13 protein-coding genes and 1 pseudogene are annotated in these 10712 nt (G+C 66.6%); 8 read left to right on the top strand and 6 right to left on the bottom strand.

Going from position 1 to position 10712, the window contains the following annotated elements; translation table 11 throughout:
* Nucleotides 1–43: 43 nt before the first annotated feature.
* The 3 genes from DM995_RS15565 to trxB form a co-directional block, all read right to left on the bottom strand.
* On the bottom strand, nucleotides 44–757 hold the full coding sequence (locus DM995_RS15565; RefSeq protein WP_116970000.1) for a CPBP family intramembrane glutamic endopeptidase, BDIM_20840 family: 714 nt from the start codon (nucleotides 755–757) through the stop codon (nucleotides 44–46).
* An 82-nt stretch (nucleotides 758–839) separates the two neighbouring features.
* Nucleotides 840–1928 (bottom strand): AraC family transcriptional regulator, encoded by a 1089-nt coding sequence (locus tag DM995_RS15560; protein ID WP_232824434.1) that lies wholly within the window; start codon nucleotides 1926–1928, stop codon nucleotides 840–842.
* 24 nt (nucleotides 1929–1952) lie between these two features.
* Complete coding sequence (trxB, locus tag DM995_RS15555; RefSeq protein ID WP_116969999.1) at nucleotides 1953–2918, bottom strand: thioredoxin-disulfide reductase; 966 nt, start codon at nucleotides 2916–2918, stop codon at nucleotides 1953–1955.
* Between the two features lie 194 nt (nucleotides 2919–3112).
* Here trxB and DM995_RS15550 point away from each other — a divergent pair, with 194 nt between their 5' ends.
* The 7 genes and pseudogenes from DM995_RS15550 to DM995_RS15515 all read left to right on the top strand — a co-directional run.
* Nucleotides 3113–4144, top strand: coding sequence for a type III polyketide synthase (locus DM995_RS15550; RefSeq protein WP_116969998.1), 1032 nt, complete (start codon nucleotides 3113–3115; stop codon nucleotides 4142–4144).
* Complete coding sequence (locus tag DM995_RS15545) at nucleotides 4144–4698, top strand: isoprenylcysteine carboxyl methyltransferase family protein (RefSeq protein WP_232824433.1); 555 nt, start codon at nucleotides 4144–4146, stop codon at nucleotides 4696–4698. Before DM995_RS15550 ends, DM995_RS15545 begins: the two co-directional genes overlap by 1 nt.
* A 411-nt stretch (nucleotides 4699–5109) precedes the next feature.
* Complete coding sequence (rpiB, locus tag DM995_RS15535) at nucleotides 5110–5556, top strand: ribose 5-phosphate isomerase B (protein ID WP_116969995.1); 447 nt, start codon at nucleotides 5110–5112, stop codon at nucleotides 5554–5556.
* Nucleotides 5557–5591: 35 nt separating this feature from the next.
* On the top strand, nucleotides 5592–6902 hold the full coding sequence (gene glyA, locus DM995_RS15530; RefSeq protein WP_023837945.1) for a serine hydroxymethyltransferase: 1311 nt from the start codon (nucleotides 5592–5594) through the stop codon (nucleotides 6900–6902).
* Between the two features lie 3 nt (nucleotides 6903–6905).
* On the top strand, nucleotides 6906–7130 hold the full coding sequence (locus DM995_RS15525) for a hypothetical protein (protein WP_023837946.1): 225 nt from the start codon (nucleotides 6906–6908) through the stop codon (nucleotides 7128–7130).
* 16 nt (nucleotides 7131–7146) lie between these two features.
* Entirely contained in the window at nucleotides 7147–7608 is a 462-nt protein-coding gene (gene nrdR / locus DM995_RS15520) for a transcriptional regulator NrdR (RefSeq protein ID WP_023837947.1), read from the top strand.
* Nucleotides 7592–8281: pseudogene (locus DM995_RS15515) on the top strand (RNA methyltransferase); the annotation flags it as partial. The gene nrdR and the pseudogene DM995_RS15515, both read left to right, overlap by 17 nt.
* 72 nt (nucleotides 8282–8353) lie before the next feature.
* Here DM995_RS15515 and DM995_RS15510 read toward each other — a convergent pair.
* Nucleotides 8354–9175 (bottom strand): transporter, encoded by an 822-nt coding sequence (locus DM995_RS15510; protein ID WP_157973236.1) that lies wholly within the window; start codon nucleotides 9173–9175, stop codon nucleotides 8354–8356.
* Nucleotides 9176–9316: 141 nt separating this feature from the next.
* Between DM995_RS15510 and DM995_RS15505 the strand changes: the two genes are divergently transcribed.
* Nucleotides 9317–9706 (top strand): DUF1573 domain-containing protein, encoded by a 390-nt coding sequence (locus DM995_RS15505; protein ID WP_116969993.1) that lies wholly within the window; start codon nucleotides 9317–9319, stop codon nucleotides 9704–9706.
* 85 nt (nucleotides 9707–9791) lie between these two features.
* Here DM995_RS15505 and DM995_RS15500 read toward each other — a convergent pair whose 3' ends face one another.
* Both DM995_RS15500 and DM995_RS15495 read right to left on the bottom strand, forming a co-directional pair.
* Entirely contained in the window at nucleotides 9792–9977 is a 186-nt protein-coding gene (locus tag DM995_RS15500) for a YegP family protein (protein ID WP_023838955.1), read from the bottom strand.
* Nucleotides 9978–10039: 62 nt separating this feature from the next.
* Nucleotides 10040–10712 (bottom strand): NAD(P)/FAD-dependent oxidoreductase (locus DM995_RS15495; protein WP_157973305.1); only part of this gene is annotated, 673 nt, incomplete at its 5' end.

Here is a 10712-nt window from a genome sequence, read left to right as displayed (position 1 = left end):
ATAGGGGCTTTTAAGGAGGTGAAGGTGACGCAGGCACACCGGCCTAAACCAGGAACGAGAACGCGTTGCCGAAATTGTGCAGCGCCACCGGCAGCACCAGGCTCCCGGTCCGCAGCCGCAGCCACACGGCAATAAGCGAGGGGATGGCGGTCAGCGCCATGATCGCGGGCTCGAACGAGAAGCTGCCATCGGCATAGCCGAACGCATGTGCCATGCCGAACAGCCCGCAGGAAAGCAGCGCGCCCCAGCCCCAGTCGACGCCGAGCAGGCGCTTGCGGCCTTGGAACGCCTGGTCGAGCGCGAACAGCAGCAGGCCGCGATAAAAGGGCTCTTCCTCCAGGCCCGGCATGGTCAGCTGGAATCCGACCGCTTCTGCATCGGCCTCGTCGCCGCCGAACACCAGCGCGATTGCGACGAAGAAGGCGCAATAGGCGACGGCGACGGGCAGAGCGGCCTTGAGGCTGCCGGGGGTCTGCGCGAACGTGAGGCCGATCCGCCGCCAGCCGAATGCCGGCAGGCTGGCGAGAGCGAGTGTGGCGGCCAGCGCCATGGACTTGCCCTGCCAGTTCCAGTCTCCGCCGATCAGATCGGGCAGCAACCCGTAAAACCGGGTCAGACAGGCATCGTTGACCGCCACCAGCAGCGTGGCGATCAGCAGCCAGCGGGGCGAGAAATTCCGCCGGTCCGCCAGGCCCAGAATTGTGCCGAGCACGAGCAGTATCGCCAGGGTGGCAGCCAGTCCGATCAATCCGTTCACGCAGGGGCCTTTCGCTGAATGTGCGTGCCGGGATTAGCCTTGGGCGGACCGGATGGCTCCTCAAAAGGCGGCGGATCGTTGCTCAGAACCCGGCTTTCGCGGGATGTGGTGGAGCTTCGGCGACGCGCTCTGCGCGGCTGCGATAGTCGCTCGGCGTGCAGTCCATGATCGCGCGAAAGGCGCGGTTGAAGCTGGCGAGCGAGGCAAAGCCGCTGTCGAGCGCGATGGCGATCAGCTTGTCGTCGCGCCCGCGTGTTTCGAGCAACCGGCAAGCCTCGATGACGCGATAATGGTTCAGGAATGCGCGGAAATGATCGTGGCCCAGCTGCTGGTTGACCAGCGTGCGGACGGTGCGTTCGGGCGCCCCCATCAACTCGACGAACCTGGCAAAGCTCAGTTCGGGATCGAAATGCACCCGATCCACCTCGATCAGGTCGCGCAATCGGCGCAGCAGCGCCGCATTCTGGCCGGTATCGGCGGGTGGGGTCGCGCTTGCAGGCGTGACGCCTGCGCCAAAGGTCAGCACCTCGGCCCGGACGGTCAGCAGCTTGCTCGCGAGCCATAGTCCGAAGGCCAGGATCATCGCGTTCTGCGTCATCGAAAAGGCGAGCGGACGCCAGTCGAAGCCGAACAAGGCGTCAGCAGCAAGGTCAATGAACAGCATACCGCCCAGCAGCACCGCGACCAGCACGCGCGCGTCGTGGCGGCGCTGGATCAGGTCGTCCTGACGCTCGGCCAGCAATCGCCAGACAAGGTGGCCCACGATGGCAAAGCCCAACACCACCAGCACGCGCGACAGACCGAGTTGATCAAGCGCCTGGCCGAACAGCCCGCGATCCGCCGCCGCGATCAGCGCCCAGACGATGCCGGTCACCAGCACCCCGCCCTTCAACCGAAACTGGCGGTCGAAGCAGGAGAGCGAGAACCACCACAGGAAGATGACGGCAAAGCCGCTCAGGCCATGGGCGATGTCGCCCGGCACGCCGAGCGGCGCGGCGAAGGACAGCGGCGTATTGCCGAGGACGAAGCTGGCGAGGCAGATGGCGAGCGGCGCGAACAGCAAGGATGGCAGTCCGAGCTGCCGCCGGTGTCGCAGCATCAACCAGGCGAGCAGCAGGCAGACGCTCGCCGCCCCGGCGCGAAGCGCTGCGTCGATCTGCTCGACGATCATCGCCGGGGGTGCGCGCCCGGCCCCTTATTCCGCCGCGATCGCCTCGAAATCCGCTTCGGCCAGGAAGCGCTCGACATCGAGCGCAGCCATGCAGCCGGTGCCCGCCGCCGTCACCGCCTGGCGATAGACCTTGTCCATCACGTCGCCGCACGCGAACACGCCGGGGATGCTGGTATAAGGCGTGCCGGGCTTGACCTCGATATAGCCGTCGCGGTCGAGCGGCAGATGTCCCTTGAACAGCTCGGTCGCAGGTGCATGGCCGATGGCGACGAAGCCGCCGTCGACCGCGAGGTGCGAGCTTTCGCCGGTCACTGTGTCCTTGAGGTCGATGCCGACCAGCCCGTGCGGCTGCCCGCCGCCGACGAAACGCTCGACACCCTTGTTCCACAGCACGTTGATCTTGGGATTGGCGAACAGCCGTTCCTGCAGGATCTTTTCCGCGCGCAGCGAATCGCGGCGGTGGATCAGCGTCACATTGTCCGAATGGTTGGTGAGGTAGAGCGCCTCTTCGACGGCAGTATTGCCGCCGCCGATCACCGCGACCTTCTTGCCGCGATAGAAGAAGCCGTCGCAAGTGGCGCAGGCGGAGACGCCCTTGCCGCCGAGCTCCTGCTCGCCCGGAACGCCGAGCCACTTGGCCTGCGCACCGGTGGCGATGACCAGCGTTTCGGCCTCGTAGACCTGGCCGCCATCGCCGGTCAGGCGGAACGGGCGGCGCGACAGGTCGACCGAGACGATGGTGTCATAGATCATCTGCGTGCCGACATGCTCGGCCTGGGCCTGCATTTCCTGCATCAGCCACGGCCCCTGGATCACGTCGCGAAAACCGGGATAATTCTCGACATCGGTGGTGATGGTGAGCTGTCCGCCGGGCTGGAGGCCCTGCACGACGATGGGCTTGAGCCCGGCGCGCGCACCATAGATGGCGGCGGAAAGGCCGGCCGGGCCGGAGCCCAGGATCAGCATGCGGGTCTTGATCGTGTCGGTCATGGCACAGCCTTTTCAGAACGGGAGCGGCGGATGTGGCTCGGCGCGCGTTTCTCTGCAAGACGCCGGGGTGCCGCTGCGCGCGCAACATTAACTTGGGTGGCGCTTAAGCAGATTTGGGCCCGCCCTGCCAAGCGCGATTCGGCATGCGCCGGAATCGCTTGCCAAGCGCGCCGCACTATGACCACCCTGTAGCAATGCTCGCGCGCATCCAGTCCATCGCCACTGCGCTTCCATCGCACCGGATCAGCCAGCCAGAGGTGCGCGATTTCGTCGCCCAGGCGACCGAGAAAGGCCTGAGCCCGCGAATCGCGGCGATCTACGACAGCACCGGGGTCGAGAGCCGCGCCATCGCGCAGCCGCCCGAATTCTATCTGGGCCGCGCCGATTTCCCCCAACGCAACGCGGTCTATCTGGCCGAAGGGCAGCGCCTGCTCGAAGCGGCCGCGACCGAAGCGCTGGCCGAGGCGGGGCTGGAACCGGCCGAGATCGACGCCATCGTCTGCGTCTCGTCGACCGGTATCGCCACGCCCTCGATTCCCAGCCAGATGCTCGCGCCGCTCGGCTTTCGCGCCGATGCGCTGATCGTCCCGCTGTTCGGCTATGGTTGCGCGGGCGGGGTGCTGGGGCTGCAGGTGGCGGGTGATCTGGTCCGCGCCGACCCGCAGCGCCGCGTATTGCTGCTGACGCTCGAGCTGTGTTCGCTCGCCTTCCGCTTCGGCGATCTCACCAAGAAGGCGATCATCGCCTCCACGCTGTTTGCCGACGGGGCAAGCGCGGTGGTGCTGTCGGCCGACGGCGATGGCCCTGCGCTCGGCCGCTTCGCGCAGCACACCTGGCCGGACAGCCGCGCGATGATGGGCTGGGATGTCGACGAACTGGGCCTCGGCCTCATTCTCGCGCGCGACCTGCCGAGCTTCGTGCACCGCCATTTCGCGCCGGTGGTCGACGGCTTTCTGGCGCGCGAGGGGCTGGACAAGGCGACGCTCACCGAACCGGCGTGCCATCCCGGCGGGCGCAAGGTGATCGATGCGCTGGAACAGTGTTTCCCGCACCTGCCCGCTGGCCTTGCCGAAACCCGGGCGGTGCTCGCCGATCACGGCAACATGTCTTCGCCCACCGTGCATTTCGTGCTCAAGCGCATCCTGGCGCGCGGGCAGACCGGGCCGCTGCTGATGACCGCGCTCGGCCCCGGCTTTACCGGCGCGATGGGCATCGTTCACCGATGATGGCAAGCCCCGCCCTCGCCCCGCTCGTCTGGGCGCCCGGCTGGCCCGCCGCCTGGGCGGTGCTGGCGTTTCTCACGGCACAGCGGCTGCTCGAACTCGTTCATGCGCAGCGGAACACGCGCGCGCTGCTAGCGCGCGGCGCGGTGGAGCATGGGCGCGGGCATTATCCGGCGATGGTGGCGATCCATGCGAGTTTTCTCGCAGCCTTGTGGTTCGCGACGGCACCCGATGCCCCGATGCTCTGGCCGCTGCTCATCGCCTTCGCTCTGTTGCAGTCCGCGCGGCTGTGGGTGCTGGCAACGCTTGGGCCGTACTGGACGACGCGGATCATCTCCGCGCCCGATTTTCCCCGCATCATCGGCGGGCCGTATCGCTTTGTGCGCCATCCCAATTACTGGGTGGTGACGCTCGAAATCCTCACCATCCCGCTAATCTTCGGCCATGTCTGGATTGCAGGCTTCTGGACCGCGCTCAATGCCGTCATCCTGACCGTCCGTATCCGGGCAGAGAACGTCGCGCTGTCCACGCGAACGACACAAAAACCTGTCGCCTGATCGGGGCGGCGCGCCTAGAGTGCGGCCATCGTTCAGCTTCGGATTCACGGCTTCATGCGTCATCTTGTCGGCCTGCTGGCCAGCTCTGCTCTGCTCCTGACCGGCTGCGGCGGGGGCGGCGGATCGTCCACGCCCACGTCGGCCCCGGTCGCGACCGCCCCCGCACCCAGCCCGACGCCGAGCCCGGCTGCGCCCAGCCGCGCGATCACCCTCACCGCTGCGACTAGGCTCCTTCGTCGCCAAGTCTCGCTGCCTCTCCCATCGAGGGAGAGGCGTCTCGTGATTGCAACGTCTCGAGTCACAAAACTGCCACCCACCCACAATCACTGGTGGCATCATGGGCCTCGCTCGCCTAGATAGCGCGCGAGGCGGGATTCGGCCCGCACCCTGGCTTTACTGGATCGCAGCCCGATGACCGCTACGCCCGTCAAGATCGCCCTGGCATCGGACCATGCCGCCGTCGCGCTCAAGGCCGAACTGGGTCAATGGTTGCATGACCAGGGGCATGATGTGACCGATCTGGGCCCGGACAGCACCGACAGCGTCGATTATCCCGATTACGGCTTCAAGCTCGCGGCGCATGTCGCCAGCGGCGCGGCGGAATTTGGCGTCGCGCTGTGCGGATCGGGCATCGGCATCTCGATCGCGGTCAACCGCAACCCGGCCTGCCGCTGCGCGCTCGTTTCGGACGGCCTGTCCGCGCGCCTCTCGCGCCAGCACAACAACGCCAATGTCATCGCCCTGGGCGCGCGGCTGATCGGGATCGACGCCGCCAAGGATTGCCTCGCCGCCTTCCTTTCGACGCCGTTCGAGGGCGGCCGCCACGAACGCCGCGTGGCCAAGCTGACCCCGGCCTGATACAACCCCGTTCAACCTCCCCAATGGAGCCTGACATGTCGACCAATACCGCGATCAACGAAATCCGCTCTTCCGGCTTTTTCAGCGAAGGTCTGTCCGTGACCGATCCCGCCGTCGCCGCCGCGATCGCCAAGGAGGTCCGCCGCGAGAAGAAACAGATCGAGCTGATCGCTTCGGAAAACATCGTGTCCAAGGCGGTGCTGGAGGCGCAGGGTTCGGTGTTCACCAACAAGTACGCCGAGGGCTATCCCGGCAAGCGCTATTATCAGGGCTGCGCCCCCTCGGACGAGGTCGAGGCGCTGGCGATCGAGCGCGCGTGCAAGCTGTTCGGCGTCGGTTTCGCCAATGTGCAGCCGCATTCGGGCGCGCAGGCGAACGGCGCGGTTCTCCTCGCGCTGGTCAAGCCGGGCGAGACGATCCTTGGCATGTCGCTCGACGCGGGCGGTCACCTGACGCACGGCGCGCGCGCCGCGATGTCGGGCAAGTGGTTCAACGCCGTCCAGTACGGCGTCACCCCTGATACCCATCTGATCGACTATGACGAGGTTCGCCGCCTCGCGCTCGAGCACAAGCCCAAGCTGATCTTCGCGGGCGGCTCGGCCTATCCGCGCCATATCGATTTCGCGAAGTTCCGCGAGATTGCCGATGAGGTCGGCGCGTATCTGCATGTCGACATGGCGCATTTCGCCGGCTTGGTCGCCGCAGGCGTGCACCCCTCGCCCTTCCCGCATGCGCATGTCGCCACCACCACCACGCACAAGACGCTGCGCGGCCCGCGCGGCGGCATGATCCTGACCGATGACGAGGCGCTGGCGAAGAAGTTCAACTCCGCCGTGTTCCCCGGCATGCAGGGCGGCCCGCTGATGCATGTCATCGCCGCCAAGGCGGTCGCGTTCGGCGAAGCGCTGACGCCCGAGTTCAAGAGCTATTCGCGCGCGGTGATCGACAATGCCAAGGCGCTGGCCAGCCGCCTCAAGGAGCGCGGCGCGGATCTGGTCGCAGGCGGCACCGACACCCATCTGGCGCTGATCGATCTGCGTCCGCTCGGCGTGACCGGCAAGGATGCCGACGAGGCGCTCGAGCGTGCCGGCATTACCTGCAACAAGAATGGCATCCCGTTCGATCCGCTGCCGCCGACCAAGACCAGCGGCATCCGCGTCGGTTCGCCGGCCGGGACCACGCGCGGCTTCGGCGTCGCCGAATTCCGCGAGATCGGCGACATGATCGCCGATGTGCTCGACGGTCTGCGCGCCAAGGGTGAGCATGGCGACCCCGAGGTCGAGGCCAATGTGCGTCAGCGCGTCGAGGCGCTGTGCGACCGCTTCCCCATCTATCCGGAGCTTTGAACCATGCAGAATCCTGACGATCCGCACAATTCGGGCGATCTGATCGCCGATGCCCGCGAGGAGATCGTGGGCATGGCCAAGCAGGGCATGGCGCATCCCTCGACCAAGCCGGTGCTGACCGCCGGCGCGATCGGCGCGGTCGCCGGTGCCGTTTTGCCGGTCGTCAGCTGGCCGGTCGGCCTGCTCGCGGGCGCAGGGTTCATGCTCTACAAGCGACTGCGTCCGTGAAGGCTGACGCGCACCGATGAGATGCCCGTTCTGCGCGCACGAAAACAGCCAGGTCAAGGATAGCCGCCCCACCGAAGACGGGGCGGCGATCCGCCGTCGCCGCCAGTGCGAAAGCTGCGGCGCGCGCTTCACCACGTTCGAGCGCATCCAGCTGCGCGATATCATGGTGATCAAGAGCGAGAACCGCCGCGAGCCGTTCAACCGCGCCAAGATCGAGAAATCGGTGGCGGTCGCCTGCCGCAAGCGGGGGATCGATCAGGAGCGGATCGACCAGCTCGTCTCGGGCATTCAGCGCCAGATCGAGACCTCGGGCGAGAACGAGATCGCCAGCCGCGAGATCGGCGGGATGGTGATGGACGGCCTGCGCATGCTCGATTCGGTCGCCTATATCCGCTTCGCCAGCGTGTATCGCGACTTCAGCGAGGCGAAGGATTTCGAGGAATTCGCCAGCACCGTGAAGGATGTCGGCGGTGCCTGAGGCGCTGGTTCCACCACCGGTCTTCATCCTCGTCCGTCCGCAGCTTGGCGAGAATATAGGCAAGGCGGCGCGGGCGATGCTCAATTTCGGGCTCAGCGACATGCGCCTGGTCGCGCCGCGCGATGGCTGGCCCAATCCTTCGGCGGGGCCGGCGGCCTCGGGCGCGGATGTGGTCCTGGAGCGCGCGCAGGTTTTCGAAACCGTCGCGGACGCCGTCGCGGATTGTCATCATGTCTATGCCACCACGGTGCGCAAGCGCGGCGTGACCAAGCCCGTTGTCACGCCCGAGGCCGCCGCGCGCGCGATGGTCGCCGCGCCAGGGCGCAGCGCGATCCTGTTCGGGCCCGAGCGATCGGGTCTGGAAACCGATGACGTCGCCATCGCGCACGACATCCTGACCGTACCGATCAACCCCGAGTTCGGGTCCTTGAACCTCGCCCAGGCGGTGATCCTGGTCGCCTATGAATGGTCGAAGACCGGGGGCCAGGGCCTCGCCTCGCCGCCCCAGGTCGATCTCGATCCGCCCGCGGCGATGGAGGAGCTGGACGGCATGTTCGACCAGCTGTGCGGCATGCTGGAGGAGAAGAACTATTTCTTCCCCGAAAGCCGCGCCGCCACCAGCCGGCGGACGCTGCGCAACCTCGTCACCAAGCCGCAATGGAACAGCAACGAGGCCTTGGGCGTGGACGCCCCTCCACCACCTGCTGCAGCCCCCTCCCCCGCTGGGGGAGGATTTGGCAGGGTCTCAAAACCGCGCCGAGACCCCCGCGTAGACCTGCACATCGGGTGTCGCCTGGTTGAGCCCGAAATTCACTCCGCCGTCGAGTTGCAGGTTATCGCCGAGCAGATGCGCAATCGCGAGGTCGGCGGAGTATTGGCGGACGGTGCCGGCGGAATCCCAGTTCTGCGAGGTCCAGACTTCGCCCGAGACATTGGTGCGATCGGAGAGCTGATAGCCCATGTTGAGCACGGTCTGCAGTTCCAGATGGCGCTCGTCGGGATTGGCCGCGCCCGCGAGGAGGCTCAATTGCGGGTTCACGGTCAGCGACCAGCGGTCGTCGAGCGCATACTGGATCGGCACGCTGATCCCCGCCTCCCATTCGCCATTGCCGATGCCGGTCTTCGCGGTCGGGGCCTTGATATAGGGGATGAGGCCGAGCTCGAAGCGCGATTCCTTGGGTGTGATGCGCTGCTTGAAGCGCAGGAATATGTCGCCGAAGCCGGTCTGGCTGGTGGTGCGCCCGGCAAAGCGGTTGCGGTTCTCGATCAGCGGCGTGAGGGTCAGTTGTACGTCGCTGCTGTCGCTGATGCCCAGCTTGATCGTGGGGCTGGCATAGGCGAAGGAATCGCTGCGCGCGCCGCTGGCATTCAGCCGCGACCAGTTGATCGCCTCGAATTCGACCTGCACCACGCCCTTGGGCACGCTGCACGCATTGTTGGCCTTGGTGGGCCGGTCGGTGCAGATCGGATCGTCGCCGATCGCCGATTGCGCCATCGCCGCCGCGCTGCTGCCGGCCAGCGCCAGTGTCGCAAACAGGCGAAGCCACGCCATGCTGATGCCGGTCATTCCCATCCCCCTGCTTTCACGCCGCGCCCATCCCATAACGAACCGCGACAGGCAAGGCGCAGCCCCCTGAACATTCGGCCAGTTCTGCCGCGCGCGCCAGCCCGCTAGACATGGTAGCGAACCTTGCCGCAGACGCCTTGCATGACCATCCGCCCCCCTGCCCGCCCTGTTCGCCACCCTGCTGTGCGCAGCGGTCCCCGTGGCATTCGTCCACGCCCGGCGCCAGCGAACAAGCCGATCATCGCCTTCGAGAAGCAGGTGTTTGACCTCGGAAAGGTGTCCGTTGGCGCCAGGGTGGAGGGGGCCTTCGCGGTCAGCAATCCGGGCAACCGATCGCTCGAGATCACCGAGGTCTCGAGCGACTGCCAGCCATGTGTAGACCTGTACGACAAGCTGGATGAACCGATGGTGGTTTATCCAGGCACCCCCGAAGAGATACGTTTCCTGCTTCAAGGCACCAAGACGCCTGGCCCGTCAACGTCACGCTGTCGGTCGTCAGCAACGCAGCCAAGCAGCCCAGAGCGACGCTGAGAATCAAGGCCAATGTCGTGTCGCCCACCAGGAAGCCCGGCGGCTGAGCCTCGCCGGGTTTCCGGTCAGCGCCCGAAGGGGCGCGTCAGCCCTCGGTGGTGGTATCGACGATCGGCGCTTCGGGGCCGTTCTTCTTCATCGATTCGATCGCGTTCTTGGCCGATGCCTTGCTGGCATAGCCTTCGGTCGAGAACATCACTTCCGAATTGTACTTGAACCGCACGCGGAATTCGCCGGCCTTGTCCTTGTAGATCTCGAAATGGTGCGCCATCGACTCGTCTCCCTCCAGAATGGGGCAAGGATATAAAATAAGTCCGGTGGCTGCCAGCAGAGTCAGCCGAAACGTGCGGGATTATACATTTGTCCAGCCACCCCATCGAGCATCGCATCGGGGATGAGGCCGAGCAGCACCGTGGCGGCGAGCCGCGCGGCGGCGGGCGCGGTCTGGATGCCGAAGCCGCCCTGGCCGGCAAACCAGAAGAACGCCGGATTGTCCGCCGCATAGCCGATCACCGGCAGCCGGTCGGGCGCGAAGCTGCGCTGCCCTGCCCAGCGATGCTCGACCGCCTCGATCGCCCAATCGACCACCTGGGTGAAGCGGTCGATCGCGATCGCCATGTCCAGCTCGTCGGGCGCGGTATCGCCGGGCGCTTCGGGCGTCTCGTCATGCGGGCTCAGCCACAGCTTCCCCGCCTCGGGCTTGAAATAAAAGTCGCCCTTGACGCCCAGCGTCAGCGGCAGGTGCGCGACCGGCGCGGGGCGGGTGCGCAACTGCAAGACCGTGCGGCGATAGGGTTGCACGCCGATAGGCCGCACGCCGCAACGGGTTGCTACCGGATCGGCCCAAGCGCCTGCCGCATTGGCAATCCGCGCCGCGGTGACGGACTGGCCGCCCAGCGTGAGATGCCATTGCCCGTCGCGATGCTCCGCGCTCTCGAGCGGGGCCTTGAGCGCGACCTGCGCCCCGCCGCGCCGCGCGACCGAGAGGAACGCCTGGTGCAGGCCG

It is taken from the genome of Blastomonas sp. UPD001, assembly GCF_003426715.1.
GTDB lineage: Bacteria > Pseudomonadota > Alphaproteobacteria > Sphingomonadales > Sphingomonadaceae > Blastomonas.
This window is presented reverse-complemented; position numbering and strand designations above follow the sequence as displayed.